The sequence below is a fragment of the Gallibacterium salpingitidis genome (assembly GCF_030517105.1).
GTDB lineage: Bacteria > Pseudomonadota > Gammaproteobacteria > Enterobacterales > Pasteurellaceae > Gallibacterium > Gallibacterium salpingitidis.
The window spans coordinates 2758211-2777706 of record NZ_CP103875.1; the positions used below are offsets into that span (position 1 = coordinate 2758211).

Consider the following 19496-nt stretch of genomic DNA (forward strand, 5'->3'; position numbering starts at 1 on the left):
CTTATTTTCCTTTAAACCATTGTAAAAATTTGTCCCAACATGACTGTTCTTTAATTGGTGAAACTCCATTTGTACTAGTCATATATAACCATCTAAATAATTTTTCAGGACATTCTTTATCAAATTTGGTCAATAGATCAGAATTTAGTGAGAAATCGCCCATTCGATAAAAAATAGTTTTATTTTCAGGAGACTCATTAAAAAAACTATTTGCGAAACTTGGAATTTTCTCAATCGCGTATATCATAGGATCAAAGCCACATTTTTCTACGCTCGATAGATCAGCTGAATAAATACGATCAGCTTTAGATAATAATAGAGCTTTAGGGAAAAACTTCTTATGTACATTTTGGATATTCTGAATATGTGTAAAAACTGCGTTTAGTACATTCATTTGAGGAATAGAACCTTTTTGATCAACTAATGATTGATCATAGACAAATATTAATTTTGTTTTTACATTAGATTCCAAAATAGCCATTAGATAATTAGGTAATTTTCCTGATTTATGGTTTTCTTTAATCATAAATCCTTGTTCAGAATGCTCTCCAGAAGCATCAATAAAAACAATGTTTATTGGTGGTTTATTAGAATCTTTTGGTGTGAATGCAATATGAAATTCAAAATATTGTTTAGTATCTGTACTTGTTATTTTCTCAGCATGAATAACACCATTGAATCTATCTTGTAATATATAAAATAATTCTTCTTCATTTTCTGTTGATTTATTTGTATCTAAGTAAACGAGACCATCTAAATAATTTTTCATATAGTGTAATATGCTTCCAATGATCCAAGTTTTTCCTGATGCAGGTTGCCCAAAGAATAATACGTAATGTTTATTTTCTGAGTCAGTATTTAGTTCTATTAAGCGTTGATGATACTCCTCGTCAGTCAGTTCTTTTTCTACGTTACGTTTTGTTGGTCTATTTATTTTAATTTGAGTATTATATTTATGATCATTGAAAGAGTATTGAATACTGTCTATTTCTGAATGTTCTCTCTCGTTTATATATTGAAGATCTAAAGAATTTTGTTCAACATTATCATTATCGTCATTAGTATCACGTGGGGAGAAGAGCTTATCGGAAGCTAATTTTTTATTTTCTATTGGTTCGTCATTTGTTTTATATGGATTATGTAGCATAGTAGTCCTTATTTACATTTGATAATTTGATCTAATTACTTTTTTAGTTATAGCTTCATTTTTTCCAAAAAATACCAATAAACTTAATATTACTGCCCAATCAATAAAGAAACATAGGATTGTAAATAATATTGCTACTAATAAGTGTTGTCCGAAAGCTGATTTAAACGAAAAAACAATTTTCCCTATTTCCTGGCTCTCAAACGGAACTTTTTCAAATTTGAAAATTGAACTATCGTTTATAAATTCTTGTACTTTAGAACCTATTTCATTGATCGTATTTACCGCTTTTAAGTTAGTTTCAAAACCATATTGTTTTACTGAAATAGTTGTTTGTAATACATCATCAATAAGGCGATTAATTTCATTTTGTTTTTTTGTAATATTTTCTCTAATTTCTTCTACCTTATCATAATCCTTGCTTGTGAGTTTGCGTCTTGCAATTTGATCAATATTTTCTTGATAACGTGATGCAATTGCTTTCCAATCTCCACCTTTAGTTCCGAAATCAGTAAGTTTTTCACCTAAAACAGCTTCAATTTCGCTAATTAACTCTTGTGCACGTTTTCCTAAGCCAGGACGAGCAGGGTCTGTAATTTGTCGAACTAATTGTTGTGTCAATGATTCAACTCGATTGCGCTTTTCAGTAATATCAGGGCTAAAATTATTTAATGCTTTATTCGATGCATTAACTACATCTTGTAATTGTTGTTTATGTTTTAATAATTCGTCACGAAATAATTGTTCTTTTTGATAAGAGGTATAGACGGCATTAAAATTGCCTGTAAAAGAGAACAATGAAAAGAAAAAATAGGCGATTAAGAAACCTATGACAGGAAGCCTATTAATTCTTCTCTGACCAATGATGATAGTAAAACCATACATTAGTATGGTAATAGCGATAGAAAAAGCCCAAGCAAATTCTGCGCCGAATAATTCTGAAAATCCTAATGCAGTTTGTACTAGGCTAATAGACATAAAAACAATTAATGGAATATGTACCCAACCAGGTAATTGACGAGATTGTACTTGCATTGTATAGCCTTATGTTGATGATTTAAGAAATAATAAGATATAAAAACAGTCAAATCATAGATATGTCGATAGAACTAAACCAGTAACAAATAGGGTAGAAAAATACTCTTTTTGTTATGTCAGTTTAGATTGCTGTAAAATAGAATGTTCATTTCCATTTTATTGGGAATTTCTATTTAATTTTAGGTATTCATCACAACTGACAGAGAATCCATTATTGCAAGCTGTTCTAAAATATTGTTCTGCTTTGAAGAAATCTTGTTTGACTCCTTGGCCAAGAAGATATATGAATCCAAGTCCAAGTTGAGCATCAGAGCTATCTTGTTCTGCGGCTTTTTCTAACCAATATTTAGCTTGGGGATAGTTTTCTTGAAGATACAGTATTTTGCCTAACCCAAGTTGAGCATTACTATCACCTTCCTCAGCTGCTTTTTGATACCAGTATTTAGCTTGAGTATAGTTTTTTTCTTCATGATATATTTGACCAAGGTTAGATTGTGATTCGGTATTACCTTGCTGGGCAGCTTGTTGAAACCAATATTTGGCATGTTGGTTATCTTGTTTTGTTCCTATACCATAAAGATATACTTTACCAAGATTATTTTGTTCTATATCATTCCCTCTCTTAGCTGCTTTTTGAGTCCAAAATGTAGCTTATGGATAATTTTTCTCATTGTAATACATTGCAATTGCACCAAGTAAGGTTTGTGCATCTAAGAAGTCCTGTGCAGCGGCTTTTTGGAGCCAATATTTAGCTTTTTGATAGTTTTGAAATTCTTTGGAATTATTAAGTAGGCTCATAGCAAGGATAAATTGAGCTTCGGCATTTCCTTTTTGAGCTAAGTATAAAGTTTGTTCTAAATTAGTTTGATAATTGGTGTTAGACCATAATGACATAGAGAACAAAACAGTGAAAAGTGTGAGAAAAATTTTATGAAATGTCATTGACTATTCCTTAAAATAATTATGCTTTTATTATTAATAGGTGGTAGACTTCTTACATCTATATAACCAGTAACAAATAAGCTAGAAAACAGAATAAGTTGTGATGATAAAAACTCAGATAGGCTAAATATGGAAATCTACGATAAAGTAAGAGTAATGCGAGAAGTTCGCCAATGGTCACAAGAGGAAATGGCAGAAAGAATGGGAATGTCTGTTACTGGTTATGCGAAAATTGAACGAGGTCAGTCTAAACTGCATTATGATAAATTAGAAAAAATAGCTCAGATCTTCAATATTAGTGTGCTTGATTTAGTTACAGTAGATGAAAAGAAACCCATGTGGTATTTTGCTGAGAATTGTTCTAATCATAATACTGCTAATTATTATGCTGCAGATGATGCATTAATTTTAGAAGTGGAAAAATTAAAAGCAACGCTTGAGGGGCTTAATCATACACTGCAACTTAAAAATGAACTGTTATCTCAAAAAGATAATGAGATTACCGCACTGAAAGAAATTATAAGTTTATTGAAAAAATAAATTTATACATCAATGTATCTATTTTGACAGAATTATCTTTTATGAATCTGTGACTTAAAGCTCGATAGTTATGACAGCCATTATCACAAGTCTGTTTAAAATATTCGTAATTGGTTCGCCATATAAAAAGACTTTCCCCGTACGTATTAAAGAGTGCATAATGCCACTCCTAATGCCTCAGCGACGAGTAATACACTTGAAAACTTAACTTGTGCTGGATTTTTAAAAATACGCTTTAATGTTGAAACTGATAATTCGGTTTGTAGTGATAAGGTTTCTAAATCAATTCCTAAAGATTTACGTTTTTGATTAAGGCGTTGCCCAAACTCAGCCGAATCAGTAATTTTGTTTTGTGCCAGTAATGATTTTTGGCTAAGTTGTTCATTTAATAGCTGTTGTTGAATTTTCTTTAATTGGTTGATTTGTGTTTCAAGTGTGAGATGCAATGCTTCCATAGTTCATATATAACCTTATTTTTAGTTAGAATTTCATCATAAGTATCATATATGATTCTTTATCGGGGGAATAGCTTTTTATTGGTCTTTTTATGTTTTTTTAATCAAAAAAAGCTCATTTAAGAGCTTTTTAGTGTAGAGTAGAAATACTATTTCCCTTTCCTAATCCAATACTGATAAGGTACTTTGTCGGTGATGCTTTGTAACAGCGTATGTTCCATAAATTGACAAAAACCAGGAATATCACGAGTGGTGGCAGGATCATCAGCAATAATTAATAAAATTTCACCATCTTGCATTTCGCGGATTTTTTTACGTACTAACATTACAGGTTCAGGACAGCGTAATCCTTGCGTATCAAGTGTTTGATTAATTTTCCATTCGGTCATATGATTGCTACTTATTATTAATAAAGCAGTAATGATACTGCATTTTACGCCAAGATGGGATAGTGGAGGAAAGGATGAAGACGTTATTCAACGCACATTTAGCACATATACAAGAAATAGTAAAAGAGGCATTATCTTGCTGTCGTTTAGATGGAATTTGGATCTATGCAGGTAAAGCAGATAATTATTTTTTAGATGATCAAACTAAACCTTTCCATATCAATCCTTTTTTTAATTATGTTGTACCAATGCCACAAGCGGAAGGCAGCTGGGTATTTTTAGATGGTTATAGCAAACCAAAACTCTATTTCTATCAGCCAAAAGATTATTGGTATTTCGTTGAATCATTACCAAATGATTTTTGGTGTAATCAATTTGAATGGAAAATTTTTACTCAGCCGGAACAAGTGCAACAACTGGTGAATAGTCGTACTAATTGTGGTTTTATTGGCGAGGATGAAGCGTTAGCCAAATCATTAGGCTTTTTCTCTATTAATGATCGTAAGTTGTTGAATATCTTGAGTTACTATCGTGCTTATAAAACGGAATATGAAGTGGAGTGTATTTTCCAAGCGCAAAAGCCTGCTTTATTAGGGCATCACGCAGCGAAACAAGCATTTTTAGCTGGGAAAAGCGAATTTGAGATTAATTTAGCTTATCTACAAGCAAGTGAACAATCTGATTTAAATGTACCTTATGGCAATATTGTGGCATTGAATGAGCATAGTGCAGTATTGCATTACAATCGTTTAGCAAATAAAACACCAGATCCAGTGCGTAGTTTTCTAATTGATGCGGGGGCGACTTATTTAGGTTATGCCTCTGATATTACTCGTACTTATCAACAAGAAAGCAATGATCTGTTTGCTTATTTGTTGCAGGGAATGGAACAAATTAAGCAAGATATTATTGCTGAATTGCAGGTGGGCTATAACTATCTGACTTATCATACTCAAGTACAACAACGTGTTGCTGAGTTACTTCATCATAGCGGATTGGTGAAATTGCCAGCGGCGCAAATTTTTGAGGAAGGCATTAATCGTGCCTTTTTGCCGCATGGTTTAGGGCATTTTCTTGGCTTACAAGTGCACGATATTGGCGGTTGGCAGCAAAATAAACGTGGTGCCATTAAGCGTCCTCCAGAAGTATATCCGAGCTTACGTTGTACACGCGAATTAGCAGAAGGAATGGTATTAACGATTGAGCCAGGATTGTATTTTATTGATTTATTATTACAACCTTGGCGAACACATTCGTTGGCAGATAAATTTGATTGGCAAGCAATCGAAATCTTAAAAGGTTTTGGCGGTATTCGGACGGAAGATAACATTGTAATGCGGATGAATGGATCAGAGAATTTAACTGTGAAAATGCAGCAACAACTTAACTTAACTTAAGTTAAGAGGTGTTATGCAATACCCAGTATTACAGCAACCTGTTAGCTTTAGTGAAGAGATTAAAAAGAGTCGTTTTATTTGTTATTTACAGCCTGTATCCAATTTAGAAGAGGCGAAACAATTCTGGCAAAAAGTGCGGGCGGAACATCCAGATGCCCGCCATCATTGTTGGGCAACAGTCGCAGGTGCGCCGAATGATTCGCAGCAGTATGGTTTCTCTGATGATGGCGAACCGTCAGGGACAGCAGGAAAACCAATGTTGAATGTCTTGTTAGGCAGCGGATTGGGTGAAATTTGTGCGGTAGTGGTGCGTTATTATGGTGGTATTTTATTAGGTACAGGCGGTTTAGTGCGTGCTTATGGCAATGGTGTGCAGCAAGCATTAAAGTTAGCTACAACGACTATTAAAATTGAACGCCAGCAATACCAATTACTGTGTCAATATGCACAATGGGCTTGGCTAGAAGCAATGTTGAAACATTTTGATGTGGAAATTGTACAGCAGCAATTTACTGATCAAGTTTGTTTAACATTAGCGATTGCAGAAGAACAAGCGATACAATTGAATCACCAACTTAATGAGCGTTCTGCTGGGCAGCTCCAATTACAACTGATTGAAGATTAAGACTTTTATATGAAAACACTGATTTTATATTTGAGCCATGATGGGCAAACTCGAAAAATCGCCGAAGCGATTGCGGCGCAATTAACAGGGCAATGTGTAATGGCGAATTTACTAGAAAATATGTCGATTGATTTGACACCTTATGATCGAGTAGTGATTGGTGCATCTATCCGTTATGGGAAGTTTAACCCGAAATTATTTACTTTTATTCGCGAACATAAGCAACAACTAAAAGCAAAACAAGGCGCGCTATATACAGTAAATTTGACAGCGCGGAAAGCAGATAAAAATACGCCACAAACCAATGTTTATACCAGAAAGTTATTGGCGAAGATTGCGTGGCAGCCACAATTAGTACAGGTGTTTGCAGGAGCGTTATTGTATCCGCGTTATACTTGGTTTGATCGCACAATGATCCGTTTTATTATGAAAATGACGGGTGGCGAAACTGATCCGCGCAAAGAGATCGAATATACTGATTGGCAGCAAGTAAGAAATTTTGCTGATCAAATCGAACAGTTATGAATTTCCGATATAAAAAAACCGCCTAAATGAGGCGGTTTTTACTATTAATTCAAAAAAATCATTAAGCTAATTTTTTGATGTGTGCAGATAATTTAGATTTGTGATTTGCTGCTTTATTTTTGTGGATTAAGCCTTTAGAAGCCATTCTGTCCACTACTTTTTGCATTTCAACAAAAGCTGTTTCTGCAACTGCTTTATCGCCTGCCGCTACTGCTGCATAAACTTTTTTGATATAAGTACGCATCATAGAGCGTTGGCTTGCATTGTGTTGACGGCGTTTTTCAGATTGAACCGCACGTTTTTTTGCTGACTTGATATTAGCCAAGGTCAAACTCCCAAAATTTCTAATTAATTACACTAAAAACGAAAGGCGTAAAATATGCCTACTTTTTAAGCCTTTGTCAATTGATTTATTGCCTATGCCGCAATTTGCTTCGAGAGTAAGCAGTGGCAATGGTGAGCTCGCCTCAGTGAGACACAACCGAAGTAAGCCAAATAAAAGGCGGGCGGAATTTTACCAGTTTTTTAGGCGAGAATATAGCGTAAAAAGTAAAAATCTATACAATGAGCCGTAATTTTTGCCACATAAAAAACAACAAATGGTAGGTTATTTTGAGTAAAGGGTTATTAAAATCAGGCATTGTGGTTAGTAGTATGACACTGCTATCTCGGATCTTAGGGTTGGTGCGAGATGTGGTTATCGCTAATCTTTTAGGTGCTGGCGTTGCTGCAGATGTATTTTTATTTGCTAATCGTATTCCTAATTTTTTACGGCGTTTATTTGCTGAAGGCGCATTTTCGCAGGCGTTTGTGCCAGTGTTAGCTGAATATCAAAAAGAAGGTGATTTAGATAAAACACGCGCTTTTATTGCTAAAGTTTCAGGAACATTAGGCGGTTTAGTAACAGTTGTAACCTTGTTAGCGATGATTGGTTCACCGATCGTAACAGCTATTTTTGGTACAGGCTGGTTTTTAGATTGGTTAAATGATGGAGCAGAAGCGGAAAAATTTACCCAAGCTTCGTTGTTATTAAAAATTACTTTTCCTTATCTTTGGTTTATCACTTTAGTGGCGTTATCGGGCGCTATCTTAAATTCGATTGGCAAATTTGGTGTGATGTCGTTTTCACCAGTATTGCTGAATGTGGCAATGATTGGTGCCGCATTATTTATTGCGCCGCATTTAGCGAATCCGAATATTGGTTTAGCTATCGGTATTTTCCTTGGTGGGTTATTACAATTTTTATTCCAAATTCCATTCTTAAAACAAGCTGGATTATTGGTGCGTCCTAAATGGGCTTGGCAGGATGCAGGTGTAAAAAAGATTCGTACCTTGATGATTCCAGCATTATTTGGTGTTTCTGTTAGTCAAATTAATTTATTACTAGATACTTTTATCGCCAGTTTCTTAATGACAGGATCAATTAGCTGGTTGTATTACTCAGATCGTTTGTTGGAGTTTCCATTAGGTCTTTTTGGTATTGCGATTTCTACCGTTATTTTACCGACGCTTTCACGTCATCACGTACATAATGATGATCCGCAAAATAACCTTGCTTTCCGTCAAACATTAGATTGGGGGGTGCGGATGATTTTATTGTTAGGCATACCAGCAATGGTTGGAATTGCCTTGTTAGCACAGCCGATGTTGTTAGTCTTTTTTATGCGTGGCAATTTTGTATTGAGTGATGTACAAGCAACTTCTTATTCATTGTGGGCGTTTAATGCCGGATTATTGAGTTATATGCTGATCAAAATCTTAGCGAATGGTTACTATGCTCGTCAAGATACAAAGACACCGGTACGTTATGGCATTATTGCGATGGTGAGCAATATGGGTTTTAACTTGTTAGCGATTCCATTCAGTTATGTGGGGTTAGCGATTGCATCGGCAATGTCAGCAACGTTAAACGCATTTTTGTTATATCGAGGTTTAGCAAAACAAGATGTGTATCATTTTTCTACAACAAGCGTGAAATTTTTTGTCAAAGTAGTGGTTGCAGCTGGTGTGATGGGAGGCGTATTATTTTATTTCACACCAATGTTAGCAGAATGGTATGCCATGCCTTTTTCTTGGCGAGTAATCTGGTTATGCGGTTTAATTGCAGTTGCGGCAGTTTGTTATCTATGCGTATTGTTATTACTTGGTGTGAGAAAGAGGGATTTATTGGCACACTAATATTATGAGTATTTTACAATCGTTGTGGATGGTTTTTGCCAGTGCAACATTTGCAATTATGGCAGCTTTCGTCAAACTTGCATCAGAGAGTGGTGCAAGTTTAGGCGCAATTATTTTTACACGCGGCTTACCGTCAGTCTTTTTGATTTGGCTTTGGGTCTTGTTGGATCGGCAGCATAGAAGTTTTAGAACGCCGCGGTTACGTTCGCATATTTCGCGTAGTCTATTTGGGATCATGTCTATTTGGTGCGGCTTTTATGCGTACGCACATCTGCCGTTAGCTACGGCAGCGAGCTTAAATTATACTACTACATTATTTATCACTTTTTGGACCGTACTAACGACAGTAATGGCACGACGTACAGTGCAAATTTTGGCTGTCGCATTAGGTTTCTTGGGCGTGTTGGTGGTGTTGCGTCCTAGTATTAATGCACAAGATTGGTTTGCGATTTTAGTTGGGTTGTTTGCTGGGTTAAGTGCTATTGGTGCGGTATTAACAGTGAAGCGTTTAGGACAAGCTGGTGAACCAGTTTGGCGGACAGTGTTTTATTTTTCTGTATCCGTTACCGTTGTTGGCTTTCTTGGTTTTCTCTTATCCGGAAATTATAAAGCTGACTTTAATTCAACAGGCTATTTATTAGGCATTGGTATTTTTGGCTTACTTGGGCAATTAGGACTTACACGTTCATTTAGTTATGGGGCAACTGTCCTTACTGCAACGCTGCAATATACAGCGATTATTTTCTCTGCATTGCTAAGTTTGTGGTTGTGGGATACATCAATCGACTTACTGAGTTGGATTGGAATGTTAGTGATTGTTGCCTCAGGAGGATTGTGTGCATACGCTACTAAAAAATCATAAGCAAATAGTGATAACGATGGGTGATATCCACGTTTTACAGCTTTTGACAATCTGCGTATAATACCCGCATTTTTTGTAACCTTTTTGATGAGCTTATAGCAAGAATGCAATTAATTCGAGGTCTTTATAATTTACCTACTTTTCCACAAGGTTGTGCATTAACGATCGGTAATTTTGATGGAGTGCATTTAGGGCACCAAACCATTTTGCGTCATCTTAAACAACAAGCAGAACAATTAGCATTGCCTGCGGTGGTAATGTTATTTGAACCTCAAGCAAAAGAATTCTTTTTAAAAGAGAAAGCACCAGCCCGTTTAATGAGATTACGTGACAAATTAACCTATTTAGCACGTTTTGGTGTGGATTATGTTTTTTGTGTGCCATTCAATCTTGCTTTTGCCCAACAAACTACAGATCAATTTATTCAGCACTATTTAATCGATAAATTAAAGGTGAAGTTTTTGAGTGTTGGTGACGATTTTCGTTTTGGTGTTAATCGTAGTGGCAACTTTGAAACTTTGGCTGCAGCCGGTAAGCAATATGGTTTTCAAGTAGAAAATAATACCAGTTATTGCCTAGATAGTTTGCGAGTGAGCAGTACGGCAATTCGTCAAGCATTAGCGGAAGATAAGCTAGATCAAGTGGAGCAAATGCTAGGACGAGCATATAGCATTTTAGGTCGTGTTGTTCATGGCAATGAATTGGGTAGAACCATTGGTTTCCCTACGGCGAATATTCGTTTGCACCGTCAAGTTAATCCGTTACAAGGCGTGTATGCGGTTGAAGTAATGGATAAACGTGGAAACCATTATTATGGTGTTGCCAATGTTGGTAATCGCCCAACAATTAATGGTATGAAACCTTTATTGGAAGTTCATCTATTTGATTTCAATGGTGATCTTTATGGTAAAACCTTAGAAATCTTCTTTAAGTCAAAATTACGTTCAGAAACAAAATTTCCTTCATTTGATGCGTTGCGCCAACAAATTGCACGAGACGTTGAAAATGCGAAAAAGTATTTTCAACAAAATGATGAAAAATAATCAAATTTTTTGATAAGTTTGTTTGCATAGCGATCTAAAAAAGGCTATAAAAGAGCGTTTGATAGATGAAATTCACAGCAGAGATCTGCTTATATTTTCAATATGAATTTGATTTAACTTTTTATTACGGAATAAACTCATGTCTAAAGAAACAACTGATTACAAAAGCACGTTAAACCTGCCAGAAACAGGTTTTCCAATGCGTGGTGATTTGGCGAAACGTGAGCCAGCCATGCTAAAGAATTGGTATGATAAACAGCTTTATCAAAAAATTCGTCAAGCAAGTAAAGGTAAGAAAACCTTTATTTTGCACGATGGTCCTCCATATGCGAATGGTACTATCCACATTGGGCATGCAGTAAATAAAATTCTAAAAGACATTATTGTTAAATCAAAAACCGCACTTGGCTACGATTCCCCATATATTCCAGGTTGGGACTGCCATGGTTTACCAATTGAATTAAAAGTAGAAGGATTGGTGGGTAAACCAAATGAAAAAGTGTCTGCAGCAGAATTTCGTGAAGCTTGTCGTGCTTACGCTAGGGAACAAGTTGAAGGACAGAAAAAAGACTTTATCCGTTTAGGTGTAATTGGCGACTGGGATAATCCATATCTCACTATGAATTTCGCTACAGAGGCGAATATTATTCGTACTTTGGGCAATGTGATTAAGAATGGCCACCTTTATAAAGGTTCAAAACCCGTTCATTGGTGTTTAGATTGCGGTTCAGCTTTAGCAGAAGCAGAAGTTGAATATTATGACAAAACTTCACCATCCATTTATGTGCGTTTCAACGCAGTTGATGAAGCTGCGGTATTGGCGAAATTTAATTTAACACAAACTGGCGAAGGAAAAGTTTCAGCAGTAATTTGGACCACTACACCTTGGACATTACCATCTAACCGCGCGATTGCGTTACATCCGGAATTAGAATATCAATTAATTCAAGTGAATGGCGAACGTTTGATTCTGACTACAGAATTAGTAGAAAGCGTGATGAAGGCAATTGGCGCAAGCGATTACCAAGTGTTAGGCATTGCGAAAGGTAAAGATCTTGAATTATTACAATTCCAACATCCATTCTATGATTATTCAGTGCCGTTGATTCTTGGTGAACACGTTGGTAATGATGCAGGTACAGGATTGGTACATACTGCACCAGATCATGGTCAAGATGACTTTATTGTTGGGCAGCAATATAACTTACCAATGTCAGGTTTAATTGGTAATGACGGTAAATTTAATAGCCAAGCACAATTTTTCGCTGGGGAAAACGTTTTTGATGCTAATCCATTAGTAGTGAAAAAATTAGAAGAAGTTGGTGCGTTATTAAAAGTTGAAAAGATTACGCACAGCTATCCACATTGCTGGCGTCATAAAACACCTATTATTTTCCGCGCTACACCGCAATGGTTTATCGGCATGGATGTAAAAGGTTTACGTGCACAAGCGCTAAAAGAGATCAAACGTGTGCGTTGGATTCCTGATTGGGGTCAAGCACGTATTGAATCTATGGTAGCAAATCGTCCTGACTGGTGTATTTCTCGTCAACGTACTTGGGGTGTGCCATTAACTTTATTTATCCATAAAGAAACCGAAGCGTTACATCCACGTACTTTAGAATTAATCGAAGAAGTAGCAAAACGTGTAGAACAAAAAGGTATTCAAGCGTGGTGGGATCTTGATATTAATGAAGTATTAGGTGAAGACGCGAAAGATTATCAGAAAGTGCCGGATACTTTAGACGTTTGGTTCGATTCAGGATCAACTTATTCAGCGGTAGCAAAACATCGCCCAGAATTTGGCGGTAACCCTGTTGATATGTATCTTGAAGGTTCAGATCAGCATCGTGGCTGGTTTATGTCTTCATTAATGTTATCTACTGCAACTGATAACAAAGCACCATATAGCCAAGTATTGACACATGGTTTTACCGTTGATGGACAAGGTCGCAAGATGTCAAAATCAATTGGTAATATCGTGACTCCACAAGAAGTAATGGATAAATTCGGTGGCGATATTTTACGTTTATGGGTAGGTTCAGCGGATTACACTGGTGAAATTGCGGTATCAGATGAAATTTTTAAACGTGCTGCGGATTCTTATCGTCGTATTCGTAATACTGCGCGTTTCTTATTAGCGAACTTAAATGGTTTTGATCCAAAACGTGATATGGTGCCTGCTGACAAGATGATCGTGTTAGATCGTTGGGCAGTAGCTTGTGCGTTACAAGCGCAAGAAGAGATCAAACATTCTTATGATAATTATCAATTCCACGAAGTGGTACAACGTATTATGCGTTTCTGCTCGATTGAAATGGGTTCTTTCTATTTAGATATTATCAAAGACCGTCAATACACAACCAAAGCGGATAGTTTGGCACGTCGTAGTTGTCAAACTGCGTTATATCATATTGCAGAGGCGTTAGTGCGTTGGATTGCACCAATTCTTTCCTTTACGGCTGATGAAATTTGGCAATATCTACCAGGTGAGCGTAGTGAATTCGTCTTTATGGAAGAGTTCTATAAAGGTTTATTTGCCCTAGCAGATGATGAAGCAATGAACGACGCTTACTGGCAAGAAGTATTGAAAGTAAGAGCAGAAGTCAATCGTGTTCTTGAACAAGCACGTAATGATAAAGTTATTGGGGCGGCGTTAGCGGCAGAAGTAACATTATATGCAAATGATCATTATCGTGATTTATTAGCAAAATTAGGTGATGAATTACGTTTCGTGTTAATTACTTCTAAAGTTGAGGTCAAAGCCTTGGCAGATGCTGACGTTGCTGAGGGTGAATTGAACGGATTAGCAGTGAAAGTGGTTGCTTCACAAGCGGAAAAATGCCCACGTTGTTGGCATTATTCTGATACTGTGGGACAAAATAGCGAACATCCGCACCTCTGTTCTCGTTGTGTTGAGAACGTAGCGGGCGAAGGAGAAGTTCGTCAATTTGCCTAATTTGTTTGATTGGCATTAAAAATTATAGGAGATCACTGCTAGGGCTAACTTAGCAGTGATCCTTTTTTATCATAGTAGATATAGATGGCAGAACGCTAAAAACGAGTCTTTTATTATGCAAAAACAAAAAAATGGTTTAATTTTTCTTTGGTTGAGTGTAATTGCTTTTGTTGCTGATTTAGGGACAAAGTGGTTGGTGGTTACTCGTTTTGAGTTGTATGAAAGCATCAATATTTTGCCGATTTTTAATTTAACCTATGTGCGAAATTATGGTGCAGCTTTTAGCTTTTTAGCAGATCATAGCGGTTGGCAAAAATATTTCTTTGTGTTGATTGCAATAGCAATTTCGGGATTATTACTGTTTTGGTTAGTGCGTTCACCACGTGAGAAGACTTTAGTTAATAGTGCTTATGCCTTGATTATTGGTGGTGCATTGGCCAATATGACCGATCGTTTATATCATGGTTTTGTTGTAGATTTTCTCGATTTCTATTGGCGAATTTATCATTATCCTGTTTTTAATGTGGCAGATATTGCAATTTGTGTTGGTGCAGGGTTAATGATTTTAGATTACTTAAAGAATGAGAGAAAAAGTACCAAGGAAAGTTAATTATGAAGATTATCTTAGCAAATCCACGTGGTTTTTGTGCTGGTGTTGATCGTGCTATCAGTATTGTTGAGTTAGCGTTAGAGATCCATGGTGCGCCAATTTATGTACGTCACGAAGTTGTACATAATCGTTTTGTCGTGGAAGGATTACGTCAGCGCGGGGCTATTTTTGTTGAGGAATTGAGTGAAGTTCCTGATGGCTCGATTGTAATTTTCTCGGCACATGGTGTTTCGCAAGCGGTTCGTCAAGAGGCAAAAGATCGTGGATTAAAAGTGTTTGATGCGACTTGTCCATTGGTAACAAAAGTGCATATGCAAGTTGCTCGTGCGAGTCGAAAAGGAACCAAAGCGATTTTGATTGGGCATAAAGGCCACCCAGAAGTAGAAGGAACTATGGGGCAATACGATAATCAAGATGGTGGTATTTATTTAGTTGAAGATGTGGAAGATATCTTAAAACTACCGGTATCCAATCAAGATGATTTAACTTTTATGACGCAAACCACATTGTCGATTGATGATACAGTGGAAGTCATCGAAGCGTTAAAGGCAAAATATCCAGCCATTCAAGGCCCTCGCAAAAATGATATTTGCTACGCAACAACCAATCGCCAGCATGCAGTAAAAGAGTTAGCGGTACAATCTGATTTAGTGATCGTTGTTGGTTCGAAGAATTCATCTAATTCTAATCGTTTGGCTGAGTTAGCTTCTCGAATGGGAGTAGCAGCGAAATTAATTGACGATGCAGCAGATATTGATGCAACTTGGTTAGATGGTGTGAACGTTATTGGAATTACCGCAGGTGCTTCCGCTCCAGAAGTCTTAGTCCAATCAGTAGTCAATCGTTTATTAGAATTAGGTGCAACAACAGTTGAAGAACTTGAAGGTTGTGAAGAAAATACGGTATTTGAAGTGCCGAAAGAGTTGCGAATAACAGAAGTGAACTAATAAAAATGTTGGTAGATATGGTGCTACCAACATTTTAATATTGAAATCAGTTACTCTTTGGATTCTCTTAAATCTTTGAGAATACCTATCATATAGCTGATTAATACCACAGAGAATGGTAATCCACAAAGTACAACGGCAGATTGCATTGCATCGAAGCTTCCAGCAAATAATAAACCTACAGAAAGTAATGTAATCACAATAGCCCAGAATATACGTAAACAAACTGGCGCATCTTCAGCATCTTCAGGTAGTTCTTTGGCAGAAAGATTAGAAATCATTACTAGACCAGAATCTACAGGAGTAAGAAACATAACAAATCCCATAAATACAAGTAATGCAATGATAATTTTTGTGAAAGGGAAATAATGCATTAATTCATATAGCATACTTTCTACAGGTTTATTGGAAACAGCAGCAGCGAATTCAGTAGCATTGCCATTAATAACCAAATCCATCGCGATATTACCAAAGACAGACATCCATACTAACGCAAATCCTAGTGGCACAATCATAACGCCTAAAATAAGTTCTTTTATTGTTCTTCCTTTAGAAATTCGAGCTACGAACATACCAACAAATGGTGCCCAAGCAACCCACCAAGCCCAATAGAAAATAGTCCAATCACTTAGCCAATTTGCAGCATTTTTTCCTTCAAACAAATACATATTGAATGTTTTTTGTGTCAGGCTGGATAAGTAATCGCCAATATTTTGTACCAGGCCACCAAGTAAGAATATCGGTTTGCCGTTAAGAAATACGAAAAGCAAAAATGCCACCATAAAAATAATGTTGATATTAGCTAAAAGACTAATCCCTTTCTTTACACCGGTGATTGCGACTAAAGTGGCGATGAGCATCATAAAGATTGTAATACTGACGAGTAAGGTATTGCTTGGTGGGATATCAACTAGATAGCTTAATCCGGAATAAAGTAAGAGTGTTCCCATCCCCAGATTAGTAATTAATGATATAAGCGTTGCAATAATGCCGAATCCATCAACACAATGTCCAGCACAACCATAGATTCTTTCTTTTAAGATTGGATATAACGGGGAACGTAATGCTAAAGGTAAATTTTTACGATAAGCGAAATAAGCGAGAACTACGCCCATCAAAGCATAAAGAGCCCAACCATGTAATCCCCAATGGAGAAAAGTTATCACCATAGCCTCTCTGGCTTGGGCAGCAGTGTTGTGTAGATCTACCGGTGGATGTAAATAATGATCTATTGCCTCAAAGGCACCATAATACAAAATACCTATGCCAATACCTGCTGAAAACAGCATAGAAACCCATGATTTGAAACTAAATTCCGGAGATTCTCCTACTTGAGATAACTGAATATTTTTATATTTTGAGAAAGCTAACCAAAATACAAAAACTAAGCAGCTTGTCATTAATAACACATAATACCAACCCAATGTATCTGAGATCCAAGATTGTATATTACCTAGTGACTCTGCAGTTTTATCAGGAGCTATGACCATCACCACACCAATGATAAGGGAGGTTACTGCTGCAGATAGAAACACAGGATAGTTTAGCTTAAAGCTGTCTTGAAGATGGTTTGAGGCCATATTTGACTACTCCTATTAGTAATGTTTTTGTTACAAAATGTTTCAAAAGTTAATAGTAAGTTAAAAATTTTGGATAAATTTATCTTTTTTTAATTGAACAATCAATCAAAATAAGGTAGATTTTAAAAAATAATTAATACATTGATTTTTATAAGTAGTAGGAGAGATGTATGCCAAAAGTAGGTATGGAGCCAATTAGGCGACAACAATTAATTAACGCCACCATTTATTGCATAGATAAATATGGTATTTCAGATGTGACAATTGCGCAGATAGCTCAAAGAGCGAAGCTATCAACAGGCATTATTAGTCACTATTTTGGTGGCAAGATGGGATTACTAAAAGAGTCAATGCTCGAACTGATGCGTAATTTGCATAATAGTATCGCGGAACGAACCGCATTAGAAAAAGATATTTCTCCTCAACGAGCGATAGAAATTATTGTTGAGTGTAATTTTAGTGATAAGACACATAAATCAATGATGAAAGTTTGGTTGTCATTCTGGGCAATGAGTATGCACCAACCTGAATTACACCGTTTGCAAAAGATTAACGATAACCGCTTATATTCAAACTTATTACACCATTTTAAACAACTTCTTGATAAGGAAAAGGCTGAAAATGCAGCAAGAGGACTGGCTGCACTAATTGATGGACTTTGGTTACATGGCAGTTTACGGACAGAACGTTTTGATGTTGTACAAGCAAGAAAAATCGCTTTGCAATTTTTGGCATCGGTATTAACGGAAAAAGTTAAATAAAACTTGTTATAGAGGAGAAGATAATGCAGTTCGGGCTACAAAAGTTATATATCAATGGTCGATATGTTGATGCTACTAGCGGTAAAACATTTCAGACTATTAATCCGGCTAATGGAGAGGTGCTTGCAGAAGTGCAGATTGCTTCAGAAGCCGATGTAAATGCTGCAATAGCTAGTGCTAAGCAAGCTCAGAAAGTATGGGCAAAATTGACTGCTGTTGAACGGTCAAGAATTTTATTAAAAGCTGTGGAGTTGTTACGTCAATATAATGATGAATTAGCTTTATTAGAAACTTTGGACACCGGAAAGCCTATTTCAGAAACCTCTGCTGTTGATATCGTCACTGGAGCAGATGTTATCGAATATTATGCAGGTTTAGCGCCTGCAATTGAAGGAACGCAAATCCCTCTTCGTGAAACAAGTTTTGTATATACAAGACGAGAACCTCTTGGTGTTATTGCTGGTATTGGAGCATGGAATTATCCAGTACAAATTGCGATGTGGAAACTTGCACCTGCATTAGCAGCAGGTAATACGATGGTATTTAAAGCGAGCGAAATGACACCTTTAACAACATTAAGATTAGCAGAAATTTTAACAGAAGCTGGTTTGCCTGATGGCGTATTTAATGTGATTAATGGAGCTGGCCGAGATATTGGCGATTTCTTAACAAACCATCCAGATATTGCAAAAGTCTCTTTTACTGGCGGTACAACAACAGGTAAACGTGTTTGTGCGTCAGCAACCTCTTCTACTTTAAAAGAAATCACTATGGAATTAGGTGGTAAATCGCCGCTGATTATTTGTGATGATGCTGATTTAGATCGTGCTGCAGATATTGCAGTAATGGCTAATTTCTATAGTTCTGGACAGGTTTGTACTAATGGTACAAGAGTCTTTATTCCGCGAAGCTTAAAATCTCAATTTGAAGAAAAAGTGGTAGAACGTGTTAAGCGTATAAGAATGGGGGATCCGCAAGATCCTAATACCAATTTCGGCCCAGTAGTTGGCTTTAATCACTTGGAAAATGTATTGCGTTATTTAGAACTTGGTAAAAAAGAAGGTGCAACGTTATTAGTTGGTGGTGCGAGGGAAACGTCAGACCATTTTGCACAAGGTGCCTATGTTCAACCAACAGTTTTTACAGATTGTCGTGATGAAATGACAATTGTTAAAGAAGAAATTTTTGGACCTGTTATGAGTATTCTTGTTTATGACGATGAACAAGAGGTTATTAACCGCGCCAATAATACAACTTATGGTTTAGCTGCAGGTGTTGTTACACAAGATTTAAATCGAGCTCATCGTATTATTCATCAATTGGAAGCAGGAATTTGTTGGATTAATAGTTGGGGCGAGTCACCTGCGCAAATGCCAGTAGGTGGATATAAACAGTCTGGAATTGGTCGTGAGAATGGTATCAGTACTTTAGCTCATTATACACAGATTAAATCTGTTCAAATTGAGTTAGGTGACTATGTTTCAGTATTTTAATTTTT

The 19496-nt window shown here is 36.4% G+C and carries 20 protein-coding genes; 12 read left to right on the forward strand and 8 right to left on the reverse strand.

The annotated features are described in order from the left end of the window. Nucleotide 1 precedes the first annotated feature (1 nt). From NYR30_RS13250 to NYR30_RS13260, 4 genes are all read right to left on the reverse strand, one after another. A complete protein-coding gene (locus NYR30_RS13250; protein WP_066421551.1) occupies nt 2-1147 on the reverse strand; it encodes an ATP-binding protein in 1146 nt (381 codons plus the stop codon). Between the two features lie 12 nt (nt 1148-1159). Beyond that, on the reverse strand, nt 1160-2182 hold the full coding sequence (locus NYR30_RS13255) for a coiled-coil domain-containing protein (protein ID WP_066421550.1): 1023 nt from the start codon (nt 2180-2182) through the stop codon (nt 1160-1162). Between the two features lie 159 nt (nt 2183-2341). Further along, nucleotides 2342-2794: a tetratricopeptide repeat protein gene (locus NYR30_RS13690; protein WP_367401242.1), complete on the reverse strand. Its 453-nt coding sequence runs from the start codon at nt 2792-2794 to the stop codon at nt 2342-2344. A 42-nt stretch (nt 2795-2836) separates the two neighbouring features. After that, the gene (locus NYR30_RS13260; protein ID WP_066421549.1) at nt 2837-3127 is read right to left on the reverse strand and encodes an SEL1-like repeat protein; all 291 of its coding nucleotides are present in this window, start codon (nt 3125-3127) and stop codon (nt 2837-2839) included. Between the two features lie 129 nt (nt 3128-3256). Between NYR30_RS13260 and NYR30_RS13265 the strand changes: the two genes are divergently transcribed. Then, on the forward strand, nt 3257-3667 hold the full coding sequence (locus NYR30_RS13265; RefSeq protein ID WP_066421543.1) for a helix-turn-helix domain-containing protein: 411 nt from the start codon (nt 3257-3259) through the stop codon (nt 3665-3667). Nucleotides 3668-3813: 146 nt separating this feature from the next. On the opposite strand, the gene NYR30_RS13270 is transcribed toward NYR30_RS13265, so the two are convergent. Together NYR30_RS13270 and tusA are read right to left on the reverse strand one after the other, a co-directional pair. Continuing rightward, complete coding sequence (locus NYR30_RS13270; RefSeq protein ID WP_066107930.1) at nt 3814-4122, reverse strand: helix-turn-helix domain-containing protein; 309 nt, start codon at nt 4120-4122, stop codon at nt 3814-3816. Nucleotides 4123-4271: 149 nt separating this feature from the next. Continuing rightward, complete coding sequence (gene tusA, locus NYR30_RS13275) at nt 4272-4511, reverse strand: sulfurtransferase TusA (protein ID WP_066421540.1); 240 nt, start codon at nt 4509-4511, stop codon at nt 4272-4274. Between the two features lie 74 nt (nt 4512-4585). On the opposite strand from tusA, the gene pepQ reads away from it, so the two are divergent. From pepQ to hemG, 3 genes are read left to right on the forward strand one after another with little or no spacing between them, the layout of a single operon-like run. Continuing rightward, nucleotides 4586-5908, forward strand: coding sequence for a Xaa-Pro dipeptidase (pepQ, locus tag NYR30_RS13280; protein ID WP_066421537.1), 1323 nt, complete (start codon nt 4586-4588; stop codon nt 5906-5908). A 13-nt stretch (nt 5909-5921) separates the two neighbouring features. After that, nucleotides 5922-6533: a YigZ family protein gene (locus tag NYR30_RS13285; protein ID WP_066107921.1), complete on the forward strand. Its 612-nt coding sequence runs from the start codon at nt 5922-5924 to the stop codon at nt 6531-6533. 9 nt (nt 6534-6542) lie between these two features. Beyond that, complete coding sequence (gene hemG / locus NYR30_RS13290; protein ID WP_066107918.1) at nt 6543-7058, forward strand: menaquinone-dependent protoporphyrinogen IX dehydrogenase; 516 nt, start codon at nt 6543-6545, stop codon at nt 7056-7058. A gap of 61 nt (nt 7059-7119) precedes the next feature. On the opposite strand, the gene rpsT is transcribed toward hemG, so the two are convergent. Further along, entirely contained in the window at nt 7120-7383 is a 264-nt protein-coding gene (gene rpsT / locus NYR30_RS13295; protein ID WP_066107914.1) for a 30S ribosomal protein S20, read from the reverse strand. Nucleotides 7384-7670: 287 nt separating this feature from the next. On the opposite strand from rpsT, the gene murJ reads away from it, so the two are divergent. The 6 genes from murJ (at nt 7671) to ispH (ending at nt 15657) form a co-directional block, all read left to right on the forward strand. Then, nucleotides 7671-9236, forward strand: coding sequence for a murein biosynthesis integral membrane protein MurJ (murJ, locus tag NYR30_RS13300; protein WP_066111754.1), 1566 nt, complete (start codon nt 7671-7673; stop codon nt 9234-9236). 4 nt (nt 9237-9240) lie between these two features. Then, entirely contained in the window at nt 9241-10098 is an 858-nt protein-coding gene (locus NYR30_RS13305; protein WP_302501358.1) for a DMT family transporter, read from the forward strand. 104 nt (nt 10099-10202) lie between these two features. Then, entirely contained in the window at nt 10203-11141 is a 939-nt protein-coding gene (gene ribF, locus NYR30_RS13310; RefSeq protein WP_066107907.1) for a bifunctional riboflavin kinase/FAD synthetase, read from the forward strand. 139 nt (nt 11142-11280) lie between these two features. Then, nucleotides 11281-14100, forward strand: a complete 2820-nt coding sequence (ileS, locus tag NYR30_RS13315) for an isoleucine--tRNA ligase (RefSeq protein WP_066107905.1) — start codon at nt 11281-11283, stop codon at nt 14098-14100. 115 nt (nt 14101-14215) lie between these two features. Continuing rightward, nucleotides 14216-14710, forward strand: coding sequence for a signal peptidase II (lspA, locus tag NYR30_RS13320; RefSeq protein ID WP_066107902.1), 495 nt, complete (start codon nt 14216-14218; stop codon nt 14708-14710). Between the two features lie 2 nt (nt 14711-14712). After that, nucleotides 14713-15657 carry a 4-hydroxy-3-methylbut-2-enyl diphosphate reductase gene (gene ispH, locus NYR30_RS13325; protein WP_066111752.1) on the forward strand — a complete coding sequence of 315 codons (945 nt, stop codon included), beginning with the start codon at nt 14713-14715 and terminating at the stop codon, nt 15655-15657. A 50-nt stretch (nt 15658-15707) separates the two neighbouring features. On the opposite strand, the gene NYR30_RS13330 is transcribed toward ispH, so the two are convergent. After that, nucleotides 15708-17237, reverse strand: coding sequence for a BCCT family transporter (locus tag NYR30_RS13330; RefSeq protein WP_066111750.1), 1530 nt, complete (start codon nt 17235-17237; stop codon nt 15708-15710). Between the two features lie 170 nt (nt 17238-17407). On the opposite strand from NYR30_RS13330, the gene betI reads away from it, so the two are divergent. After that, entirely contained in the window at nt 17408-17998 is a 591-nt protein-coding gene (gene betI, locus NYR30_RS13335; protein ID WP_066111748.1) for a transcriptional regulator BetI, read from the forward strand. Between the two features lie 23 nt (nt 17999-18021). After that, nucleotides 18022-19491, forward strand: a complete 1470-nt coding sequence (betB, locus tag NYR30_RS13340; protein WP_197495437.1) for a betaine-aldehyde dehydrogenase — start codon at nt 18022-18024, stop codon at nt 19489-19491. Nucleotides 19492-19496: the final 5 nt, after the last annotated feature.

Coding starts and splice junctions, on each gene's coding strand:
- NYR30_RS13265 (WP_066421543.1), top strand. CDS start 3,257: ATGGAAATCTACGATAAAGTAAGAGTAATGCGAGAAGTTCGCCAATGG.
- pepQ (WP_066421537.1), top strand. CDS start 4,586: ATGAAGACGTTATTCAACGCACATTTAGCACATATACAAGAAATAGTA.
- betB (WP_197495437.1), top strand. CDS start 18,022: ATGCAGTTCGGGCTACAAAAGTTATATATCAATGGTCGATATGTTGAT.
- tusA (WP_066421540.1), bottom strand. CDS start 4,511: ATGACCGAATGGAAAATTAATCAAACACTTGATACGCAAGGATTACGC.
- ileS (WP_066107905.1), top strand. CDS start 11,281: ATGTCTAAAGAAACAACTGATTACAAAAGCACGTTAAACCTGCCAGAA.
- ispH (WP_066111752.1), top strand. CDS start 14,713: ATGAAGATTATCTTAGCAAATCCACGTGGTTTTTGTGCTGGTGTTGAT.
- NYR30_RS13250 (WP_066421551.1), bottom strand. CDS start 1,147: ATGCTACATAATCCATATAAAACAAATGACGAACCAATAGAAAATAAA.
- NYR30_RS13270 (WP_066107930.1), bottom strand. CDS start 4,122: ATGGAAGCATTGCATCTCACACTTGAAACACAAATCAACCAATTAAAG.
- betI (WP_066111748.1), top strand. CDS start 17,408: ATGCCAAAAGTAGGTATGGAGCCAATTAGGCGACAACAATTAATTAAC.
- hemG (WP_066107918.1), top strand. CDS start 6,543: ATGAAAACACTGATTTTATATTTGAGCCATGATGGGCAAACTCGAAAA.
- NYR30_RS13285 (WP_066107921.1), top strand. CDS start 5,922: ATGCAATACCCAGTATTACAGCAACCTGTTAGCTTTAGTGAAGAGATT.
- NYR30_RS13260 (WP_066421549.1), bottom strand. CDS start 3,127: ATGACATTTCATAAAATTTTTCTCACACTTTTCACTGTTTTGTTCTCT.
- NYR30_RS13330 (WP_066111750.1), bottom strand. CDS start 17,237: ATGGCCTCAAACCATCTTCAAGACAGCTTTAAGCTAAACTATCCTGTG.
- NYR30_RS13305 (WP_302501358.1), top strand. CDS start 9,241: ATGAGTATTTTACAATCGTTGTGGATGGTTTTTGCCAGTGCAACATTT.
- lspA (WP_066107902.1), top strand. CDS start 14,216: ATGCAAAAACAAAAAAATGGTTTAATTTTTCTTTGGTTGAGTGTAATT.
- NYR30_RS13255 (WP_066421550.1), bottom strand. CDS start 2,182: ATGCAAGTACAATCTCGTCAATTACCTGGTTGGGTACATATTCCATTA.
- ribF (WP_066107907.1), top strand. CDS start 10,203: ATGCAATTAATTCGAGGTCTTTATAATTTACCTACTTTTCCACAAGGT.